Below are 21,767 nucleotides of genomic sequence, written 5' to 3' on the forward strand. Positions count from 1 at the left end.
AAATGACCGCCCGGGATATGCATATAACGAAAACGGCGGCCCTGCGGCCGCCGTCTCTTTCTGCACCACGTTGCTGCGGCAATCAGGCCTTGGCAGCGCTCTGCAGGCTCTGGCGCTGGACCAGCGCATTGAAGCGGGCCAGCGAACTCAGGTGGTGGTGGACCAGGGCCAGGTAGCCGTTGCGGTGCCAGGCCAGCACCACGTCGTCGGGCAACTTGGCCAGCTTTTCCACGTCGACCACGTGGAAGCCGTTGACCGACATCTGCTCACCGGTGTTGAGGGTGACATCGATGCTGCGCTCGATCAGCAGGTCCTGAGCCTTGATGGCGGCCGAGAACTGGCGGGTCAGCTCGTGCTCACGGGTGAAATCACCACAGAAGCGCATGGCGTTGTCGACCAGTTCGGTCGCCTTGCCGTCGGCGAACAGCGGCTCGCCTTCTTCGCTGGTGCCCTGGTTGACGTGCTCGGCATCGGCATCGATGGCCAGCATGTAGTCGCCTTCCGGCTCTGCCTGCATGAACACGAACGGATAGCGGCGCACATAGGCCGGTGCGTAGGTGTCTTCGGCCCACTTGTCGCCGTCGATGAACAGGTTGTTGCGGGCCAGGCCCACGGCCACGATCGGGGCGGCATCGCTGCCGGTGAACAGGATCGGGAAGTGCTGCGCGGCCAGGCCGAACTCACCGACCACCGCCGGAATGGCGTTGGTTTCGGCCGCGAAGGCCACGGTGCCCTGCTTCAGGCGCCAGTTGGCGTGCTTGTCCGATTGCAGCGGCAGCGGCTGGCGGTAGAACAGCGGGCCGGAAGCCTGTGCCGGCGGAGTAGTCGTTTCAGCAGTCATGGAATAGGTCAGGTACGACGCGCCAGACAGCCCGGGCGCGAAAGCGGGCACCGCATTGATTGGCCACTATAACGTGGCTGCATGACGATATGCGCCCTGCCGAAAGCCATGCCAGCGTGCGCGGCCCTACAGTTCGGTGAACTCCTCGCACCCGCGTAATGGCGTATCCGGCACATACGCGCCGCCAACGAAGCGGAAGGTCCGTTGGTAGGAGCAGGTCGGATCGGTCTGGATCCGCAGGTCGCGCTTGCGCAGCGGCCCCTTGGTCGAGGCATCCTGGAACCGTGAAGCGCCCGCCGGAAACCGGGTGGCGGTGGTCCGGTAGCGCAGCACGGGCATGCCCTGCCCGGCCGGATCCAGGGTCAGCGTCATGCTGAAGCTGTACTCGTCGTGGCAGGCGCTGGCGCGACGCGCTTCATCGGCCTGGCCGAAGCAGGCGCGGATCATCGCATGGCCGTCAGCCGGCACCATCAGCACGTCCGGGTCGATCTGGATACCGTCCTGCTGGTGGTAGAGTCGGCTCAGCCGCAGCTTCCCAGCACCCGACCCGCCGCCGGAATAGCCGGCACTGGCCTCGCTCACCACGCCGACCAGCACATTCTCCAACGCGGCCTGCTGCGGGTCCGAGGGCACCTGGGGAGCACCGATCCGGGGTGCCATGCGCACGATGAAGGGCCATGGCCGCTCACTCGCCCGGGCGTCCGGATCCGGCATCGGAATGTAGCGAAACCTCGGTTCGGTTTCGCCAGCGGGACGATGCTCCACCTCCAGCTGCGCCGCCGACGGATCGCCGTCGCGCCGCGTACGCACGCACCATTGCCGGTCCTCCGTGCAGAAACGCGGCGAGGCAGTGCCATCATCGCTACCCGCGGTGGCACGGCCAGGCTGTTCGATCAGCGCCTCCAGGCGGTTGCCGGCACGGTCGTGCACGGGCGCGGCGGCGCCGGCGACGTCGGCCAGCAGCAGGCCGAGCGCGGCAGCGGCGCGGTGACGCATCGATTCAAACTTCTCCGGCATGGTTCGCTTCCTGCGCGCCACAAAGCGCCTGTCGACAGAGCGGCGATTCTAGCCCAGCGACGACGCCGCTCAGCGCACCCCGTCGAGCGGGCCGTCGGCGCCGGTGACCGCAGCACACGCATGGTCCTGCAGTTCTTCGCCACTGGCCTCGTTGCCGGTGGCCGGATCGAGGCGGGTCGCCAGCAGCAGGAAGCCGGGCGTGCCATCGCGCTCGCGTGCGCCGCTCACCACCAGCGACCAGTGGCCGAGATCGTGCACGCCGGCCAGCTCATGGGCCAGCAGCTGGATCGGGTCGACGGCAAGCACTTCGCCGCGCACGCGCCGGGCCTGGTAGACGTGGCCGCGGAGCGGTTCGGGCAGGCGCTGCCAGTGCGTGCCGATGCCAGCGTCCATGCGCCGCAGTTGCGCCAGCACGTCGGTGCGCAGGCAGTCGATGTGGATGTGCAGCTGGTGCTGCGAGCGGCCATGCGGCGAATTGAGCGCCAGGCTGGCCACCTCGCGCGGCAGTGGCTGGCCCAGCGCCTGTTCGGTACGCCAGCGTGCCGCCCATGCACTGGCGAAATAGTTGGGCGCATCGGTGTGCAACAGCGCGGGGCTCTCGATACCACTGACCTTGTCCAGCGGCATCAGCAGGAACTGGTAGCGCCCGTGGGCGTCCTTGAACAGCACATCGCGCCGGCCGGGAGCCGCATCCACCGCCAGGCAATCACCGCGCGGCGTGCCCGTCCCCACGCAGTCGCGCTGGATCAGGCCCCACAGCGCGTCCGGGTTCGGGGGCGGCTTGGCCGGAGCCACCGGCACGACGGTGGGCTGCGTGGCACAGGCGACCAGCAACAGGCACAGCGACAACAGCATCGGGCGAAGGTTGGACACGGACGGGCACGGACTTGCCCGTTCCGGCATGGCGGGCTCGGCACGCATGGTAACCGAGCCGGCACGCTACGCTTTGGCCGCACGTGGCGGCCGGCGGCGCTCAGTAGGTGCTGAAGGGCACTTCCACCACCAACGCCGGCGCGGCCGCGGCCGCGGCGGGCTGCAGCGTATAGCGGTCCAGCGCACCGTTCTCATCGGCGAAGGGCAGCGACTTGAACTGCAGGCGGTAACGGTCCGCGCCCAGCGTCAGCACGCCGGCGGCGTCCATGCCGGCATCGGCGGGCAACAGCAGCCCGCCCATGTCGCTGTAAGCGGCCGGATCGTCGCTATAAACGTGGCCGACCAGGTCGCCCTCGCGCTTCATTTCGTAGATGTGCGGCTCGCCGCGGCGGCGGTTGTATTCCTCACCGCCGGTGAGATCGGCGATCCACACCCCGGGCAGGCGATAGCGGGTTTCCAGGGCGATGGCATCCAGACGATCGCTTTCCACCACCAGGCAGCACACCGTGCGCCCGGCTTCGCGGTCCAGGATCGCAAAACGCGCGCCCTTGGTCACCGCCTCCGGCAATACCGCGAAGGGGATGTCGCGCAGTGCGGGATCGGCGCCATTGGCCGAGTGCAGGTTGCGCCAGCCGCCCACCACCGGGCCGGCAGGTTCGGCAGCCGCCGCCGAAGCAGCCAGCAGGCACGTTCCCAGCAGCATGACCAGCCGGCCCCTGAACATCCCGTCGTACATCGTTTTCTTCCGTCGTTGGCGCGTGCGGCGGCCGGGAGGGCGTCATTGCCGTCCCTGGGCACCTGCTCACTTGGCCGCGACACTATGCGCCAGCGGCCGCGGGCCGGCAATCCTGCCCGGCAACGGGCGTCAGCCGATCACGATGTAGTCGCTGACCAGCGCGATACCCCGGTGCGGGCCGGGCTGCAGTTGCACATGGCGGCCACCGACCTGGTCGATGGCGATGCAGTCGTCCACCTCCAGCAGGGCGTCGGTATGCGGCTTGATCCAGCTGGCATCGCGCAGCGCCTTGGCCTTGGATTTCGCCTCGGCGATGTCGCGGGCGACCAGCAGTTGGTAGTCGTGGGCCTCGCCGAGCGAGCGCGGCACGTAGCCGCCCAGATTGACGAAGAACAGCCGCGGGGCGCCAGGCGCGGGCGCGGCATGGCCGAAGCGGACCTGATGGCCTTCCACGCCGTCCACCGCCAACCAGCCATCCACGTGCAGACCCTTGGCCTGGCCGAACCAGTCCGCGCGCAACTGCGGGTACGCATCCTCCACGCGGTCGACATTAGCGAAGGCCACGTCATGGACTTCGATCCGCGCACGCGCGTGGCGTCCGCCGAGCATGAACACGTGCAGCACTGCGCTCTCCTGGAACCTGTGGAACGGCGCGTAGTGTAGCGCCGCCACCACGCGGCCGCGGCAACGACGGTGGTATCGTCAGCCACTGATCACGCAGGAGCGACCCCCATGACATTCCTTTCGCGCAGCCTCCCACCGAAGGTGCTGGTTCCGGCGCTGGCCATCGTGTCCAGCCTGGCGCTGGCTGCCTGCGTCAGCACGCCCGGCCCGGTGGTCAAGGGCCCTGGACTGTGCAAGGCCGATGGCCTTGCCTGGGCGGTCGGCCAGCCCGCCGATGAGGCCAACATGCGCAAGCTGGCGGCGCAGAGCGGTGCCGGACTGGTGAATCCGATCGGCCCGGAAACCATCACCACCCGCGACCTGCGCCAGGATCGCCTGCGGGTGTTCATCGACAAGGACAACCTGATCACCGCCGTTCGCTGCGAGTGATCGCAACGGCGGGGCCAGCGGATCGCATGTCGGTGTGCAGCCACCCGTGGGCTGGCGCTACCGCCAGTGCGCGTGCTTCGGGGTCTGGCCGATGCCGGGATTGAACGCATTGGTCGGGTCCAGCCGGCGATAGAAGGCCGCCAGCGCCGGCTTGGCCGGATACAGGTGGCCGACATTGTGCTCGGCCGGGTACTCCGCACCGCGCTGGTCCAGCAGCGCCCACATCGCATGCTCGATCGCCAGCGGGTCTTCGCCCTTGCGCACAATGTAGTCCTGGTGGAACACGTGGCACAGAAAGTGCCCGTAATAGAGCTTGCCGGCCAACCGCGCCTCCAGTGCCGCCGGCAGCTGCTCCACCCACTGCCGGTCATCGCGGCGCAGCGCCACGTCGAGGGCGACGATGTCTTCCACCGCGTCGCGATGCACCGCGCGATAACGCACCGCGGCACCGGCCACCGCGAAGCGATGCAGGAACGCCTTGCGCCCTTCCTCTGCCGTGCAGTGGAAATAGTCGCCTTGCCCATCGGCAAAATGCGCGCGCAGGAACGCGTCCGTCGCGGCGGCATCCACTGCGGATACTTTCAACAGGAGATGGTGCTCGTAGCGGTCACGAAACTGTGTCATGCGCGGCGGCAGGTGCGCGGGCAACAGCTGCATCGCCGCCTGGAGCAGCCGATCGGTAACCCCATGCAGCCCCACCGACTCGAACCAGCCATCGACGCGGCTCTTGAGTGCGAACGCGGCCGGCACCCGCGCCGTACCGAGCCGGTCGATCAGCAGGAAGGTGTCCTTGCCGTAACGCTGCCCGATATCGAACGCCTCCCGATGCAGGTACTCGCCGGAGATCGGCAGGCGCTCGAAGGCGGTGAGCAGGTGGCGGCGGATGTCGGTCAGGTCCTCCATCGCATTGCTGCCGATGTAGAACACCTCGCTACGCTCGCGTTCGAAGGTATCCAGGCGCACCGCGAACACCGCCAGCTTCCCCGCCGAACCGGCCGCTTCGAAATGACGCGACGGATCGGCATTGAAACGGGCCGGGGTCGGCGCATCCACCTGACGCACCTGGGCGGCATAGCGTGGGTCGGTGGCTGCGCGGCCGCTGTGGTTGTCCACGTCGGTGGCGGTGTAGTCGCCGCGCTGCAGGCGTTCGAGCATCTGCTCCGGATCTTCGCCGAGCGCAATGCCCAGATGATTGATCAGCTGCAACTGCCCCTGCGCGTCCACCTGCGCGAACAAGGCCAGCTCGGTGTACGCCGGGCCGCGCCGCACCAGCGCACCCCCGGAGTTGTTACAGACACCGCCCAATACCGAGGCGCCGATGCACGACGACCCGATCACCGAATGCGGCTCGCGGTCCAGCGGCGCCAGCGCCTGCTCCAGGCGATCCAGCGTGGCTCCGGGCAGGCACACCACCTGGCGGCCGTCGTTGAGCAGCTGAATGCCGGTCAGGCGCAGCGTGTTGAGGATCACCACCGGCCGGTCGTAGTCGGCGCCATCGGGCGTTGACCCGCCGGTGAGGCCGGTGTTGGCCGCCTGCATGATGACGATGGCCTGCGCGGCGACCACCGCCTGCAGCACCCGCCACTGCTCCACCAGCGTACCCGGGCGCACCACCGCCAACACCGGGCCATCGCCGAAGCGGTAGCCCTTGCGGAAGCGTCGGGTCGGCTTGTCGCCGCTGAGCACATGGGCGGCACCGACGATGTCGCGGAGCCGGGCCAGCAATGCGCCGGTACCGGCGCCCCCCCTCACCGCGACACCTGCGTGTGCCGGGTGACTTCGGCAAGCGACTGGCGGCTGATGTCGGCGATGGTTGTCGCGCCGGTGAGCGTCATCGCCACGCGCATTTCCCGGGCGATCAGGTCGAGCAGGTTCGCCACGCCCTCCCCGCCCTGCGCCGCCAGCGCGTACACGAAGGCGCGACCGAGAAGGACGCTGTCGGCGCCCAGCGCCAGCATGCGCACCACGTCCAGCCCGTTGCGGATGCCCGAATCGGCCAGGATCTTCAGCTCCCCTTTGACCGCATCGGCAATCGCCGGCAACGCCCGTGCGGTGGACAGCACGCCGTCCAGCTGGCGACCGCCGTGGTTGGACACCACGATGCCATCGGCGCCAAAGCGCACCGCATCGCGCGCGTCCTCCGGATCGAGGATGCCCTTGATCACCATCGGCCCGGTCCAGAACTCACGGATCCACTCGAGGTCCTTCCAGGAAATGGACGGGTCGAAATTGCTGCCGAGCCAGCCGATGTAATCGGCCAGGCCGGTCGGGCTGCCCCGGTAGGTGGAAATGTTGCCCAGGTCATGCGGGCGGCCCAACAGGCCCACATCCCACGCCCAGCGCGGATGGGTCACGGCCTGCAGCATGCGCCGCAATGGGGCGCGCGGACCGCTCATCCCCGAATGCGCATCGCGGTAGCGCGCGCCCGGGGTGGGCATGTCCACGGTGAACACCAGCGTGGTCACCCCGGCGGCCTTGGCCCGCTCCAGCGCATTGCGCATGAAGCCGCGGTCCTTGAGCACGTACAGCTGGAACCACATCGGACGATCAATGGCCGGTGCCACTTCCTCGATCGGGCACACCGACACCGTGGACAGGGTGAACGGAATGCCGCGGCTGGCCGCCGCCCGTGCCGCCTGCACTTCCCCCCGGCGCGCATACATGCCGGTCAGCCCGACCGGGCCCAGCGCCACCGGCATCGCCAGACGCTCGCCGAACAGCTCGGTCTCCAGGCTCAGCTCGGCCACGTTGCGCAGTACCCGCTGCCGCAACGCGATGTCGGCAAGGTCGGACACGTTGCGCTTGAGCGTGTGCTCGGCATAGGCGCCACCATCGATGTAGTGGAACAGGAACGGCGGCACCCGCCGTTGGGCGGCGGCGCGGTAATCGGTGGAGGCGGCAATGATCATGGGTCAACCGTGGGCAGGAGGAAGCTGCGATGCGCGGGCGCGCCGGGCCTCGTTGTCATCGAGCGTGCGCAGGGAGGTGTGCACGAATGCCAGGTGCGCATGCGCGGCGGCGCGCGCGCGTTCGGGGTCGCCGGACAGCACCCCGTCCATCAGCTCGCGGTGCTGCGTCGACAGCGGCTCAAACGTGCGGGGCGAGGTGTAGAGCCGTTCACGGCTCTGCGAGATATTGGTCTGCAACAGCTCGAACAGGCCACGCATCACCTGCAGCAGCACCAGGTTGTGCGAGGCCTCGGCGATGGCCAGGTGGAAGGCCGCATCCGCGCGCGCCTCGCCGGCGGGATCGTCCTTGCCGTGCGCGGCGAGCATGTGCTCGAAGGCCGCACGGATCTTCGCCCGGTCCGCGTCGGTGGCGCGCAGCGCGGCGTGCCAGGCGGTCGCACCCTCCAGCGCATGGCGGATCTCCAGCACATCGAAGCGGTACTCCGGGTCGTTCTGGAACACCGGCAGGTAGGGCAACAGCGACGCGTCGATGCCCGGGTGCGTACATGCCATCGGCACGCTCACGTAGGTGCCGCCACCAACCCGCGCCGTCAGCAGGCCCTGGCTGGACAGCTGGGCGATGGCTTCGCGCAGCGCCGTGCGCGATACGCCCAGTTGCACCGCCAGCGCACGCTCGGCCGGCAGCCGATCGCCGGGTTGCAGGTTGCGGGCATGGACCAGCTCGCGCAGCTGCGCGGCCACCCGGTCAGACAGGCGTTCGTGCTTCACGTCGTCACCGCCGCGAACACGCACAAGCACCGGACATGACCGGTATCGGGATCGGGATCGGGGAACGTCCAAGCCAGCATCGGCGGGTCTCATCAGCAACGGTCAGATGTGGCCGCGCGATGTTCATCGCGTGCCGGCCGCGCTCTGCAACCACCGGAGACGTGGTATGACCAATTCCCCGGAACGGGCGCAGTACCATCGACACCCGACTACGACAGGAGCGACAAGCCCATTAAACCATAGCGATGACCGACCCGCTTGGTATGACCATTATCCGCAACCGCAGTCGCTCGCCGGTCCTTTCAGCTCCACGCCATTGCCGTCGGGATCGCGCAGGAACACCGACATGCCATCGCCCTCGGCGCCATAGTTGCTGGCCGGCTTGCCGGTCAACCCCACCCCGTGCGTCTGCAGATGCTCGCGTAGATGGGCCACATCGAATGGCTCCACGCGCAGGCAGACATGGTCCACATTGCGGCCCTGCTCGCCCGCCGCTGCGCCGCCCTGCACGCCCAGCGGCCCGTCGACACCGACCAGGTCGATCATCGATGCGCCAGCATGCAGGTGCACCATGCCCAGCGATGGCCGCTCACGCGCCACCGTGCAGCCCAGCACGTCACGATAGAAGTGCACCGCGCGCGGCAAGTCCTGCACGCGCAGTACTACGTGGTCGATGCGTTGGATCTCGAACGGACGTTCGCTGCTCATGAGGGCTCCAGTTTCTTGGCGATACGGCTGAACACGGCCAGCACGATCAGGCACAGGATGCAGACACCGATAGCGATCACGTACTCGCCGATGCCTACTGCAATGCCGATGGAGGCGGACATGATCAACGAACTGGCGGTGGTCAGGCCGCTGACCTGGTCGTCGCGCGTACCGCGCAGGATGGTGCCGGCCGCGACGAATCCGACGCAGGCGATCACCGCTTCGATCAAACGCACCGGATCGACCTGGAGCAGGTCGCGGTAACGCTCCTGCTGGAAGTGTTCGGCGATGCTGTCGCCCAGGCCGACGATGAGCGCGGCCGCCCCGGCGATGAGCATGTGCGTACGCAGCCCGGCGGCGTGCTTGCCCATCTCACGCTCGATGCCGATCAGGCCGCCAAACACCATCGCTGCGGCAATCCGCAGCAGGATCGATAGATCTTGTTCCAGTCCCATCCGCTGCTCCTTACCTGTTCGGCCCAGCCTTGCGTGGCCGCCGTGGCAGCACCGTGAAGGGAGGCGTGAGGCGGATGTGCACGGTCATGCGGGGTTGGGAAACGCCGCACGACCGTACTGCAGGGACCGAGGCCCGGAGCGCCGCGCTTACTGCGCCAGGTAGCCGCCGTCGATGGCGTAATAGGTGCCGGTGGCGAACGACGCATCATCGCTGGCCAGCCATGCCACCAGTGCAGCGACCTCGTCCGGCTTGCCCAGCCTGCCCAACGCGTGCTTGCTTTCCAGTGCCTGCTTTACCGTGGGATCCATCTTGTCCAGCAGTGGCGTGGCGATGAAGCCCGGGGCCACCGCATTGACGCGGATGCTGTCCTTGGCATGCTCCCACGCAGCGGTCTGGGTCAGCCCGACCACGCCGTGCTTGGCCGCCACATAGGCGGCCGAATTGTTGAATCCGACCTGGCCCAGGATCGAGGCCATGTTGATGATGCTGCCGCCCTTGCCACCGCGGCGCATCGCCTGGATCTGCGCGCGCTGGCACAGGAAAACGCTGGTCAGGTTGACGTCGATGACCCGCTTCCAGCCGTCCACCGGATAGTCGCCGCTGGTTGCCGACGGCCCGCCGATGCCGGCGTTGTTGACCGCGATATCCAGCCCGCCCAGTTCCTGCACGGTGCGCTGCACCGCCGCGTCCACCGCCTTTTCGTCGGTCACATCCAGCGCGATGCCGATCGCCTTTGCACCCTTGCTGCGCAGCGCCTCGGCGGTCTTCTGCACCGCCTCCTCCTTCAAGTCCCACACCGCGACCGCCGCGCCGGATGCGGCGAGCAGTTCGGCCGCTGCCAGGCCGATGCCGGACACACCACCGGTCACGATCGCCACCTTGCCCTTGAGCTGATAATCAATCATCGCGTTGTACCTCTGGTTGGAATACGGGGCAGGCATCGCCTGCATCGGCCATCACCGTACGCCTCAACGGCGTTACAGAACGTGCACATGGGCGCCCGCAACAATGCTTCCCATCGCTGCAACGCACCGGCCCCTATGCTGGCGGTCGTACGTCCACATCTCCTACGTCTACGCTGCGCATCCGCGGCGCCCTCCTCCCCCAAGGTATGCACATGACTTCTCCCAACGACGGCCCTCTGTTCACCCCCACCCGTCTCGGCGCGATCGCGGTCGCCAACCGCATCGCCATGGCACCGCTCACCCGCAACCGCGCCATCGAAGGCCGCGTGCCCAACCCGCTCGCCATCCAGTACTACGCGCAGCGCGCCAGCGCCGGCCTGCTGATCGCCGAGGCCACGCAGATCAGCCCGCTCGGCCAGGGCTATCTGGATACGCCGGGGATCTACAACCAGGCCCAGATCGACGCGTGGAAAAAAGTCACCGATGCGGTGCATGACGCTGGCGGCAAGATCGTGCTGCAGCTGTGGCATGTCGGCCGCATCTCGCACACCAGCCTGTTGCCCGAAGGCCAGGTGCCGGTCGCGCCGAGCGCGCTGCAGGCCAAGGCCAAGACCTTCACCGCCAAGGGCTTTGAAGACGTTTCGGTGCCACGCGCACTGGAGCTGTCGGAAATGCCGGCGCTGATCCAGGATTACCGCCAGGCCGCACGCAATGCCATCACCGCCGGTTTCGACGGCGTCGAAGTGCACGCCGCCAACGGCTACCTGATCGACCAGTTCCTGCGCGACGGCAGCAACCAGCGCACTGACGAATATGGCGGCAGCATCGAGAACCGTACGCGCCTGCTCGATGAAGTGGTCCGTGCGATTGCCTCGGAAATCGGCCCCGAACGCACCGGTGTGCGCCTGTCGCCGGTGACCCCGGCCAACGATGCCCACGATTCGCAACCGCAGCCGCTGTTCGAACGCGCCGTCGAGCGCCTGGATGCGATTGGCCCGCTGGCCTTCATCCATGTGATCGAGGGCGCCACCGGCGGCCCGCGCGACAACATCGCCTTCGACTACCAGGCACTGCGTGCGAAGTTCAAGGGCGCGTGGATCGCCAACAACGGCTACACCAAGGACACCGCCGAAGCGGCCATCGCCTCGGGCTACGCCGACGTGATCGCCTTCGGCCGTCCGTTCATCGCCAACCCCGACCTCGTCGAGCGCTTCCGCCTGGGCGTCGCCTTGTCCGAGCTGGACCCGGACACGCTGTACGGCGGCGGGTCGCACGGCTACACCGACTACCCGAGTGTGTCAGGCTCGTAACCGCCGTAGAGCCGACCGTTGGTCGGCTGCCTTGCGTAATGTCGACGTTCGTCGCCTGCCCGTGGTTGATGCCAACCAACGGTCGGCTGCTTCACGTAATGCCGACGTTGGTCGGCTGCCTCCGGTAGTGCCGGCCGCTGGCCGGCTCCTCGCACATCCGCCCACGCTCATGAAAACCGGCCAAAGGCAGGCACTACCGCACCGCAGGCGTCACATCGCCGCCCCGCAGCACCGGCATCAACGCATCCGGCAACCTGCACGGTTGCCGCGGCGTACTATCCACCCGCCATCCCTTGCCCAACAGCACCCCTGCGCCGCCCGCAAGCACCTCATCGCCAGGCGCCGGGCAACTGATATCGCTGACCAGCACCTGCCCGTTCCGGTCCAGCCATTGCTGGACGAAATAGGGGCCATCGACCAACTGCATCGTTCCCAGGTTGACGCGGGTCACCGCCTGACCCTGGACAGCGCCGCGCCACGTCGTTTCCAACGTCACGCCGGTGAACAGCAACCGGCGTCGCATCAATACGTGGTAGTCGGCGTCCAGCAACGTCAGCTCCTCTCCCCCATCCTCCAGGTAACGCCGCGTCCAGATGCGGTCTTCGCCCCACGGCAGAACCTCCAGAAAGGTCTGGGCCAGCGGCTCGCTGCCATCGGCCAGCATCAGGCCCTGCTGCCCATCGCGGTGGAACACCAGCCGGCGTGCATCCAGATGCTCTACCCCGCTGAAGGCGCGCCCGACTATCTTGCCGCTGTCCAGGTTGTATAGCCGGTTCTGCCCTGCAACGTGGTCCCACAGCAGCAGCAGCGGCGGCGCCACATGATCATCGTCGATCGCAAGCCCCGCAGGCACCGTGTGTGCGGTGCCACCGTTCCACCACAGCCGGGGCGAACGCTCGCCCGCCAGGGTACCCAGCACCCCACCGCCAACCGCGTCGAGATCGACCAGGTTCGACGGCGCGAACAGGGTCCGTCCCGCGCAGTCGAGCACCGCCGCGTGGCGCGATCCGTCCGCCGGGCGCACCCGCCACGGCGGCGCCTGCCGCATCGCCTCATCCGGCGCGTCGAACACCGCAGCGACCGCATCGGTCACCGCCTGCGGAGGTCCGCTGCGGTCCGCGTCACCGATCCACCAGCGCCCGCCGCAGTAATCCCGTCGGTAGCGGCGGTCCTGCGTAGGCACCGCCTGGAAGTGCCCATCGGCCAGCAGCCAACCGCGCTCGGGCGTGTCCTGCTCGCTCCCCGTGGCATAGCGCGTGACCTCCCCGGGCCAGTCACGCCGGCCGGCACTGCCGCCGTACTGCCGGAAGCGCGGATACAACCCGCCCTGCTGGTAGCGCGCGGCATCCAGCGACCGCCCGCGCGCATCCACCCGCCGCCACAGGTCGCGCTGCCGCAGCCACCAACCGCCATCGCTCACCGGCAGCAGCGCATCGATGTCATCGACGAACAGCACCTTGCCCCGCTCGTCCTGCACCTGACACGTTGCGCTGTCCCGGGCACCGCAGAATACGTAGACAGGGCGCCCCGGGAACGGCCCGGCCACCCACTGCCAGGCGTGCTCGTCCATCGCCATGACCTCGTGTCCAGCCATGTCGAAGAAGCGCAACGGCCCCGCGTTGGCATTCCACAGCACCCGGTCGGGTACCGCCAGCGGCTGCCATTGGCCCTCCTGCAATGCTGGCCAACGCGCCTGCCCGAGCGCATCCACCACGGCATGGCCACGTCGCACGCCCTCGGCATCCATCAGGAAGGCCTGCCACAACGGCTGATCCGCAGGCTGACCAGGCAGCGCGAAGCGTTCACCGTATTCGATATATCCCGGGTCCTCGCGCAGCAGCGTGCCGGCGTCATCGAACCACTGCTGCGGCGTGCCCTCGCCCTGCATGCGCAGCCAGCGATCCGCGGACAGCCGTTGCAGACGCGCGCCGTTGGGCGCCACCCGCAGCCGCCCATCGACATCGATCAGCGCCTCGGCGGAAAAATTATTCGCCAGCGCAGAGAATGTCTCCGCCGGCGCTGCCTGCACGCCGGTCGCCAGCGACAACAGCGCGCACAACACGACTATCCGTTTCATGGATCACGTCAATCAACAGCGGAGCTGCACGCTAGCGCCTGGGGGTGGCCGATGCAATGCAATGCGTCGTGTCCGCCTGCAATTCCGATAGCGCCGACGGTTGCTCGGCGCCTCGCATCTCTTTCCAGGATCACGAGGAGCCGGCCAGCGGCCGGCACTACCGGATCGGTCACAGCGTCATCGGACGCCACCCGGCGGCGGGCCTGCAGCGCTCAATACACCGGTAGCGAAATGAAGCTTGCCTGCTGTGGTGCATGCCACACCTGCTGCGTGGCCTTCTGGTAATCGCCCGGCTTGGCCAGGTAGATGTTGGGCACGAAGGTCTGCGGGTTGCGGTCGTACAGCGGGAACAGGCTCGATTGCACCTGCACCATCACCCGATGACCGGGCTGGAACACATGGTTGGCCGTCGGCAGGCCGAATCTGTAATCCAGCACCTGATTGCTTGCGATCGCCTTTGGATCGCTGAAGCTCTCCCGGTAGCGCCCACGGAAGATCGCCATGGATACCGCCAGCTCGTAGCCGCCCATCTCGGGCGTGGACGGTGTCTGGTCGGGATAGACGTCGATCAGTTTCACCACCCAGTCGGCATCGCTGCCACTGGTGGCCGCCGCCAGGTTCACCTGCGGTGCCCCGCCGATGCGAAGCGGCTCGGTGAGCGGTTCACTGACGAAGGTCAGCACGTCCGTGCGCCCGTCCACGAAACGCTGGTCCTTGACCAACCAGCTGGTCCACATGTCGCGGTCGGCGAAGCGCACCGGGCGCGGCACGAACGGCACCGGCTTGGCCGGATCGGACACGTAGGCCTCGTAGTTCGCCTCACCCGGCTGCGGCGCCTCGAACGACAGCTTGCCTCCAGCACGCAGGTACAGCGGTTTGGACTGTGCGGCGGTGCGCGGCCACTGCTGCAGCTTGTCCCAGTGGTTTTCGCCGGTGTTGTAGATCAGCACCGGCGGCGTATCGGCCTTGGCCGCGCCATCCACCAGGTACTGGTCGAAGAACGGCTTGAGCACGTCACGACGGAACTGCAGCGCGGTATCGCCGTCGAACTTGAGCGCGCCCAGATTGCTGCCGTCGTAGTTCACCTGGCTGTGCCGCCACGGGCCCATCACCAGGTAGTTGAGCGCGTTGCTGCTGTCGCGCGGCTCCATGGCCGCATAGCTGTGCACCGCGCCCCACATGTCTTCCTGGTCCCAGAGGCCCTGCAGCCACATGGTCGGCACCTTCAGCGGCGTTTTGGCCATCTGCGCATCCAGCGCCTGCGCCTGCCAGAACGCGTCGTAGGCAGGATGCTCGATCAGCTTGTGCCACCACGGCAACTGGTCCAGCCCGTTGGCCTTGGCATAGTCGCCGGCCGACCCGGCGCGCAGGAAAGTGGTGTAGTCGTCGTAGCCCACGCTGGGAATCGACGGCCCCTTGCCGCGCTTGGCCAACTGGCCAGTGAAGTAGCCGAAGTTGACCTGGCGGAAGGCACCGTAGTTGAGCCAATCATCGCCCATCCAGCCATCGATCATCGGGCTCTGCGGCGCGGCCACCTTCAACGCCGGATGCGGGTTGGTCAACGCCATCACCACGGTGAAGCCTTCATACGAGGACCCCAGCATGCCGACCTTGCCGTTGCTTTCGGGCACGTGCTTGACCAGCCAGTCGATGGTGTCCCACGCATCGGTGGCATGGTCGACCTTGGTGGGGTTGAGCGGCCCGCGCAGCGGCCGGGTCATCACGTAATCGCCTTCGGAACCGTACTTGCCGCGGATGTCCTGGAACACGCGGATATAGCCGCCGTCGACGAACACCTCATCGCCCTGCGGCAGGATGTCACGCATGTGCGGCGAGTCGATGCGCTTGGCGCGGTTGGCCGCGTCGTACGGGGTGCGGGTCAGCAGGATCGGGGCGTTCTTGGCGCCTTTGGGCACCACGATCACCGTGTAGAGCTTTGTGCCATCGCGCATGGGCACCATCACCACGCGCTTGTCGTAGTCATCGTGCGCGGTGGGCGTCACGAAGCCCTTGGCCGGGATGTCCGGGGTCATCGGCGAGGTCTGCGCCGACACGCTGGCGGCAACCATGAAACTCAACAGCACGACAGGCACGACACGGACACGCATGGGCTCTCTCCCGGCAGATGGTGGCGACGAACCTTTGCAGCCTAGCGCCGGGCGCACGGCCCGGGTAGGTGCCAAAGGTCGCCATTGCGCGCATTCATGCGCCAACCGACGTTTCCTGCAAAGCCGCCCACTGCAGCCCACCGTCGTGTCCGGCGACCAGCACTGCCAGCGCTTCGCGCCGGGTCGCTACCCCGGCATGGTCGGTATGGTCTTCGCGGTAGCGCACCGCACAGGCACCGCCCGGCAGCGCGATCGCCGCCAACTCGGCCACCTCGATGCGCAGGCCTGTCCGTCGTCCATGCGCGCCCGCGAAGAAGCGCGCCAGTGCCGGCTTGTCCAGGCGCCCCCCGCCGATGCCGACCATGCTGAAGTCATCGGTGAAACGTGCCAGCAGCCGTCCCAGATCACTGGCCGGCAGGCGCGCGTTGAACCAGTCTTCGATCAGCACGTGCAGCATGCGCACCTCATCGAAGGCGGCGTGGGAACGTTCGGTCTGTGCAGGGGTCATGTGGGATTGGCTCGCAGGGAAAGGGACGCTGCCGGTATCCGCCACAGCAGTGGCAGTGGCAGCAGGGTCATGCCGCTGGCCAGCAGCAGCGTGAGGAAAAACGCGCGCTCGGGCAGCACGGCGGTCAATGCACCCAGCACGCACGCCAGCAGTGCGGCGGCCAGGCAGAAGCTGAGCTGGCGATTGAGATTCCACAACGCGCTGCCCGGCATCAGTTCTTCATGCGCCAGACCCTGGAACGCCAGCGTCTGTGCGGTGCTGCTGCACAGGCTGCCGCCCAGGCCCATCAGCGCGAACGCCAGCACCGCCAGCAGCGGTTGCGAGGGCTGCACGCCCAGCAGCAGCATGATGCCCGCAGCCTGGCAGGCCATGCCGGCACTGAGCAGCACGCGCGGGCCGATCCGCGGCAGCGCGCTACGGGTGGTGGCAATGGCACACGCCGAAGCCAGCGCCCACGGCAGCATGAAGCCGCCGATGCTGGCCGGGCTGTAGCCGAGCCGGTTGAGCAGCAGCGTCGCCACCAGTTGGGTCCCGATGAAGGTGCCCGGCACGAGCAGGTAGATCAGCATCGCCAGCCGCAGCGAAGGATGCCGCAGCAACGTCCACTGCAGCATCGGCTGCGCGGTGTGCCGGGCGGTGCGTGCATAGACGATCAGAATGCCTGCGGCCGCTGCCAGCAGCGCAATGCCCTGCGCGCGCTGCTGCGCTTCGGCGATCAGACTCAAGGCCACCAGCAGCAGGCTCAGGCCCAGCGAGCCCAGTACCAGCCCGCGTCGATCCAGGCGCGGCAACGCCAGCCTCGCTTCGGGCCGGATCCACATCGCCGCCAGCACCAGGGCCAGCATCGCCAGTGGAACGCTGGCCCACAGCACCCAGCGCCACGATCCCAGCCCCACCAGCCAGCCGCCCAGCGCGGGCGACAGTGCCGGCACCAGCAGCGCGACCGCCATGATCCGCGCGGTCAACCGACCCCGTTCGGCCGGCGGGCAATGCCGGTAGGCCATGGCCTGTCCGACCGGAATCAACAACCCACCACCGAGGCCCTGCAGCAACCGCCAGCCGATCAGCGCCTCGATGGTCGGCGCGCTGCCGGCCAGGATCGCCGCCAGCGCGAATACGCCCAGCGACAGGCACAGCAGCACCCGTTCGCCCAGCCGCGCGGCCAACCAGCCACCCAATGGAATCACCAGCGTCAGCCCGAGCATGTAGGCGTTGCCGATCCACGCCAGCTGCGGCACCGAGGCATGCAGCTCGGCCGCAAGCGCCGGATAGGCGACGTTGCCGACGAACATGTTGACCAGGTCCAGCGAGAACCCGAGCAGGTACAGCCCTTCCACTTTGGCCCGGTAGGTCATGGCGCGCTCCGTTGACGAGGGCGTAGCATGCGCGCGGGGAAGCGCTGGATAAACCGAGCATCCGATGCAAGACTGTCAAATTATTTTTGACACTCAAAGGCAAGGCGATGGTCAGCCTGGACCGCTTCGAGATCTTCAAAGCCGTGGTCGATGCCGGCAGCCTCACCGCAGCCGCACACCAGCTGGGCCACAGCAAGGCGGTGGTGAGCTTCAACCTCAAACGGCTGGAACAGGAGCTGGGCGTCACCCTGCTGGTGCGCAACACCCGCAGCCTGGCACTCACCGAGGCCGGCGAGCGCTTCCACCAGCATTGCGTGGCCATGCTGGCCACCGCCGAGCAGGCCATCGAGGAGGCCCGCAGCGAACAACAGCAGCTGTGCGGCACGCTGCGCCTGACCACCACACCCGAATACGCCAGCACCAGGCTGGTGCCGCTGCTGGAAACATTCCGCGCCCAGCACCCGCAGTTGCGCCTGCACCTGTCGACCTCGCCGACGCATGCCGACCTGATTCCCGAGCGCTTCGACCTGGCGATCCGGCTCGGGCGCATGGCCGATTCGGAGCTGCGCGCCACCCTGCTGGACGAGCATGCATTGTGCGCGGTGGCCGCGCCGTCACTGTTGTCTGCGTTGCCCGATGCGGCCGCGCGCGACGACCCGGACTGGGTACGCACGCTGCCTCGGCTGGGTTATCCCCGCCTGGCCGACCTGCCCCTGATCGCGCCCGATGGCAGCGACCAGCTGTTTGCCAGCAACCCCGCCGACGCGGTGGTCACCGTGGACAATGCGTCCACGCTGCGCGCCTTCGCGCTGGCCGGGGCCGGGGCGACGGTGTTGCCGCAGTGGTTGATCACCGATGACCTCGCCGCAGGCCGGCTGCTGCCGATCCTGCGTGGGCATCGCTTCCCGCGCCAGGGCGTGTATGCGGTGTTTCCCAACACCGCGCATCCCTCGCGCCGGGTGCAGTTGCTGCTGGTGCACCTGCGCCAGCATCTGCCGGGGTGAACCCGACGGCAGGCACGACCAGCGGTCGTGACCTGCCGGGACGCCGGGACCGGTCGGTGCCGGCCGTTGGCCGTCCCGCACCGGTAGGTACCGACCGGTGGCCGGTACCTGCCTTGCTCAGCGCACCACACCACCGCTCAACACGATCGGCGTGGTCTGCAGCGGCTCGCTGGCCGAGCGCGACAGCTGCAGTTCGTAACGGCCTTCAGCGATCTTCCACTGCTTGTCGGCGGTATCGAAGCTGGCCAGCGTCTTCGGTTCGGCTTCGATGCGGATCCGGCGCGACTCGCCCGGCTGCAGCATCACCTTCTGGAAACCGATCAGGCGGATCGGGGTGGTGCTGCCATCGGGCATCTTCAGGTACAGCTGCGCCACGTCCGCGCCGGCGACCTTGCCGGTATTGCGGATATCCACGGTGGCGACCAGGCGCTGGCCCATCGCGGTGGCGCTCAGGTTGTCGTAGCTGAACTGCGTGTACGACAGGCCATGGCCGAACGCGAACTGCGGCACCAGGCCCTTGGCGGCGAACCACTTGTAGCCGACGTTGGCGCCTTCGATGTTGTAGTCGATGGTGTCGTCCGGCTTGTGCTTCGGATTGAAGCCCAGCCCGTTCACTTCCGGGCGCGGCAGCTGGCTGGCATCCACCGGCCAGGTCACCGGCAGGCGGCCGGACGGATTGACCTTGCCGGTCAGCAGCGCGGCAATGCCTTCGCCGCCACGGATGCCCGGGTACCACGCCTGCAGCACCGCCGGCACCTGCTGCAGCCACGGCAGCTCGACCGGGCCGTTGGTTTCCAGCACCACCACCGTCTTCGGGTTGGCCTTGGCCACCCCGGCGATCAGCGCGTCCTGGTTGTCGGGCAGTTTTATGTGCGGCAGATCGACCGACTCGGCCGACCACTGCGTTGCAAACACGATCGCCACATCCGCCGCGGCGGCAGCGCGCGCGGCGGCGGCCACGTTGCGGCCATCCACGTATTCGATGCTGGCGTCCGGGCGCTCGGCGCGCAGCGCTTCCAGCGGCGAGGACGGGTGGAAGATCACCGGACCCGGCCAGGTGGTCGGCAGCACGCCCGGTACCGCGTTGGTGCCCTTGGCGGTCCAGCCGACCATCGACGAACCACCGCCACCGATCACGCCCTTGTCGGCGTGGCCACCGATGATCACGATGCGCTTGACCTCCGGGCCCAGCGGCAACACGTTGTTGGCATTGCGCAGCAGCACGCTGCCTTCTTCCACGGTGCGCTGGGCGGCCGCGAAGCCGGCGTCATCGTCGATCGGCTGGTGCTGCGGCGGCACGTCGAAATTGCCGTTGGCGAACATCGCGCGCAGGATCCGCCTGACCATGTCGTCCAAACGGGCGCGCGGCACCACGCCACCGGCCACGGCCAAGCGTAGCGGTTCATCGAAGAACACCGCCTTGTCGAACACTTCACCGGCCGACTGCTGGTCCAGGCCGGCCAGTGCCGCCTTCGAACCGCTGTGCACGCCGCCCCAATCGGACATCACGAAACCGGGGAACTTCCATTCCTGCTTGAGCACCTGGTTCATCAGGTAATCGTGCTCGCAGCCGTAGGTGCCGTTGATGCGGTTGTAGGAGCACATCACCGAGCCGGGCTTGCCGATGTCCAGTGCGATTTCGAACGCCAGCAGGTCCGACTCACGCATGGCCTGCTCGCCGATCTCGGCGCTGTGGAAATTGCGCGAGGTTTCCATGTCGTTGAGCGCGAAATGCTTCATCGTCGACACCACGTGCTGGCTCTGCACGCCACGGATCGACTCGCCCACCAGGCGACCGGCCAGCAGCGGATCTTCACCGGCGTACTCGAAGTTGCGGCCGTTGCGCGGATCGCGCTGCAGGTTGACGCTGCCGGCCAGCAGGATGTTGAAGCGCTGCTGCCAGGCCTCGCGGCCCATGGTGGCGCCACCGGCGAAGGCCACTTCCGGGTTCCAACTGGACGCGGTGGACGGACCGGACGGCATCGCCGTAGCGTGGTCGCCCTTGCGGATGCCGCCCGGGTTGGTCACGCCCACGCCGGCATCGGCCGACTGCTGCGACGGAATGCCCAGCCGCGCCACGCCCGGCACGAAACCGGCCGAACCGACCGCGCCTTCCGGCAATGGCCCGCCATCCTTGCCCAGCCCGAAGTAGCTGTGCAGCATCTGGAACTTCTCATCGTCTGTCATCTTCGCCACGATCAGGCGGGCGCGTGCATCGGCGTTGAGCGAGGTATCCATCCACGGCGTGTCGCCACCGACCGGGGCGGCGTAGTCCAACGTCAGCAGCGTGCCCTTGAGCGCGGTCTTGCCGGCATCCAGGCGCAGCTTCACCGACGTGCGGGAGGCGGACTGGAAACCATTGGAATAGGTGTCCTCACCACGCGCCTCGAAGCCGGCCGCGCGTGCGCCGGCCTCATCGGCGCCCAGCAGGACCGCCGGGGCGCCCACGCGCGATGCATCGACCAGCGCCTTGAACGCGGCGCCCGTCGCGTCGCCATCGGCGGTGCGGGTATACAGCGCCACCACGTGGCGGCCGTCGTTCAAGCGCAGGTAGTTCAGGCCCGGGGCTTCGATGCCGGAAGCCGCTTCCACCGGCAGGCGCGAGATCACGATGCTGCCGCGGCGCTCGGCCGAGGCCGGATCGGCGCTGACGAAACGATAGGTGTAGCCCAGCTGGTCGGCCAGCGCTTCCAGCGGATCCGGCGCGCGGCTGCTTTCAGCCGTATCGGCGGCACGGTGCACGTTGCCGATGGTCAGCGCGTCCACGTTCAGGGCCTGCAACTGCGCGGCGACGTCCTTGGCATCGAGCCAGTCCGGCGCCTGTTCCAGGCTGAGCACGGTGAAGGCATCGCCGCTGTCGGCGACCTTCGGCGAGGATGCCCAGGCCGAAGCGGCGAGCGAGAGCGTGATGGCGGCCGTCAGGGCCAGTGGCTTTGAAATCGTTTTCATGAGCGGGCGAAACACCTTTGCTTACGCAAAAAATCCAGGGAGTCGTGCCGCAGAAGGGTGCAGCGCCAAGATGGCGGATCCCGGCCTTTGCAGGCCGGTATCGGGTACTACCCGGGGCAGCGCAGCTACGACCAGGCCCCTCCGCCCGTCGATACAGCCATGCTGTCCGGTGGGCGCCGCAGGCGGCACC

The 21,767-nt window shown here is 67.8% G+C and carries 19 protein-coding genes; 3 read left to right on the plus strand and 16 right to left on the minus strand.

Translation table 11 applies throughout. The annotated features are described in order from the left end of the window. Positions 1–82: 82 nt before the first annotated feature. The 5 genes from NR101_RS00900 to NR101_RS00920 all read right to left on the minus strand — a co-directional run bounded on the left by NR101_RS00900 (position 83) and on the right by NR101_RS00920 (position 4,091). Positions 83–841 carry a SapC family protein gene (locus NR101_RS00900; RefSeq protein ID WP_256774200.1) on the minus strand — a complete coding sequence of 253 codons (759 nt, stop codon included), beginning with the start codon at positions 839–841 and terminating at the stop codon, positions 83–85. Between the two features lie 126 nt (positions 842–967). Then, positions 968–1,858 carry a hypothetical protein gene (locus NR101_RS00905; protein ID WP_256774199.1) on the minus strand — a complete coding sequence of 297 codons (891 nt, stop codon included), beginning with the start codon at positions 1,856–1,858 and terminating at the stop codon, positions 968–970. A gap of 69 nt (positions 1,859–1,927) precedes the next feature. Continuing rightward, positions 1,928–2,713, minus strand: coding sequence for a CDP-diacylglycerol diphosphatase (locus tag NR101_RS00910; RefSeq protein WP_256774367.1), 786 nt, complete (start codon positions 2,711–2,713; stop codon positions 1,928–1,930). 118 nt (positions 2,714–2,831) lie between these two features. Continuing rightward, on the minus strand, positions 2,832–3,434 hold the full coding sequence (locus NR101_RS00915; RefSeq protein WP_256774198.1) for a decarboxylase: 603 nt from the start codon (positions 3,432–3,434) through the stop codon (positions 2,832–2,834). Positions 3,435–3,596: 162 nt separating this feature from the next. Next, positions 3,597–4,091, minus strand: coding sequence for a DUF1543 domain-containing protein (locus NR101_RS00920; RefSeq protein WP_256774197.1), 495 nt, complete (start codon positions 4,089–4,091; stop codon positions 3,597–3,599). A 108-nt stretch (positions 4,092–4,199) separates the two neighbouring features. On the opposite strand from NR101_RS00920, the gene NR101_RS00925 reads away from it, so the two are divergent. Then, positions 4,200–4,520, plus strand: a complete 321-nt coding sequence (locus tag NR101_RS00925; RefSeq protein ID WP_256774196.1) for a hypothetical protein — start codon at positions 4,200–4,202, stop codon at positions 4,518–4,520. Positions 4,521–4,577: 57 nt separating this feature from the next. On the opposite strand, the gene dld is transcribed toward NR101_RS00925, so the two are convergent. From dld to NR101_RS00955, 6 genes are all read right to left on the minus strand, one after another. Then, positions 4,578–6,272, minus strand: a complete 1,695-nt coding sequence (gene dld, locus NR101_RS00930; protein WP_256777684.1) for a D-lactate dehydrogenase — start codon at positions 6,270–6,272, stop codon at positions 4,578–4,580. Then, a complete protein-coding gene (lldD, locus tag NR101_RS00935) occupies positions 6,269–7,429 on the minus strand; it encodes an FMN-dependent L-lactate dehydrogenase LldD (RefSeq protein WP_256774194.1) in 1,161 nt (386 codons plus the stop codon). The genes dld and lldD overlap by 4 nt, the downstream gene beginning before the upstream one ends. A 3-nt stretch (positions 7,430–7,432) precedes the next feature. Then, entirely contained in the window at positions 7,433–8,197 is a 765-nt protein-coding gene (lldR, locus tag NR101_RS00940; protein ID WP_256774193.1) for a transcriptional regulator LldR, read from the minus strand. Between the two features lie 270 nt (positions 8,198–8,467). Beyond that, a complete protein-coding gene (locus NR101_RS00945; protein WP_256774192.1) occupies positions 8,468–8,905 on the minus strand; it encodes a VOC family protein in 438 nt (145 codons plus the stop codon). Continuing rightward, a complete protein-coding gene (locus NR101_RS00950) occupies positions 8,902–9,360 on the minus strand; it encodes an MgtC/SapB family protein (RefSeq protein WP_256774191.1) in 459 nt (152 codons plus the stop codon). The genes NR101_RS00945 and NR101_RS00950 overlap by 4 nt, the downstream gene beginning before the upstream one ends. A gap of 147 nt (positions 9,361–9,507) precedes the next feature. After that, positions 9,508–10,266, minus strand: coding sequence for an SDR family NAD(P)-dependent oxidoreductase (locus tag NR101_RS00955; protein ID WP_256774190.1), 759 nt, complete (start codon positions 10,264–10,266; stop codon positions 9,508–9,510). A 212-nt stretch (positions 10,267–10,478) separates the two neighbouring features. Here NR101_RS00955 and NR101_RS00960 point away from each other — a divergent pair, with 212 nt between their 5' ends. Continuing rightward, entirely contained in the window at positions 10,479–11,576 is a 1,098-nt protein-coding gene (locus NR101_RS00960; RefSeq protein ID WP_256774189.1) for an alkene reductase, read from the plus strand. 193 nt (positions 11,577–11,769) lie between these two features. On the opposite strand, the gene NR101_RS00965 is transcribed toward NR101_RS00960, so the two are convergent. The 4 genes from NR101_RS00965 to NR101_RS00980 form a co-directional block, all read right to left on the minus strand. Further along, positions 11,770–13,653, minus strand: a complete 1,884-nt coding sequence (locus NR101_RS00965) for a hypothetical protein (protein ID WP_256774188.1) — start codon at positions 13,651–13,653, stop codon at positions 11,770–11,772. 212 nt (positions 13,654–13,865) lie between these two features. Then, a complete protein-coding gene (locus NR101_RS00970; protein WP_256774187.1) occupies positions 13,866–15,761 on the minus strand; it encodes a CocE/NonD family hydrolase in 1,896 nt (631 codons plus the stop codon). A gap of 94 nt (positions 15,762–15,855) precedes the next feature. Continuing rightward, positions 15,856–16,269 carry a DUF4440 domain-containing protein gene (locus tag NR101_RS00975; RefSeq protein ID WP_256777686.1) on the minus strand — a complete coding sequence of 138 codons (414 nt, stop codon included), beginning with the start codon at positions 16,267–16,269 and terminating at the stop codon, positions 15,856–15,858. Next, complete coding sequence (locus NR101_RS00980) at positions 16,266–17,624, minus strand: MFS transporter (protein WP_256774185.1); 1,359 nt, start codon at positions 17,622–17,624, stop codon at positions 16,266–16,268. The genes NR101_RS00975 and NR101_RS00980 overlap by 4 nt, the downstream gene beginning before the upstream one ends. 107 nt (positions 17,625–17,731) lie before the next feature. Between NR101_RS00980 and NR101_RS00985 the strand changes: the two genes are divergently transcribed. Next, on the plus strand, positions 17,732–18,628 hold the full coding sequence (locus NR101_RS00985; protein ID WP_256774366.1) for a LysR family transcriptional regulator: 897 nt from the start codon (positions 17,732–17,734) through the stop codon (positions 18,626–18,628). 117 nt (positions 18,629–18,745) lie between these two features. Here NR101_RS00985 and NR101_RS00990 read toward each other — a convergent pair whose 3' ends face one another. Then, positions 18,746–21,577, minus strand: coding sequence for a glycoside hydrolase family 3 C-terminal domain-containing protein (locus tag NR101_RS00990; protein WP_256774184.1), 2,832 nt, complete (start codon positions 21,575–21,577; stop codon positions 18,746–18,748). Between the last annotated feature and the right edge of the window lie 190 nt (positions 21,578–21,767).

Source organism: Stenotrophomonas sp. Ste86, from assembly GCF_024519465.1.
In the GTDB taxonomy this organism is placed as follows: Bacteria; Pseudomonadota; Gammaproteobacteria; order Xanthomonadales; family Xanthomonadaceae; genus Stenotrophomonas.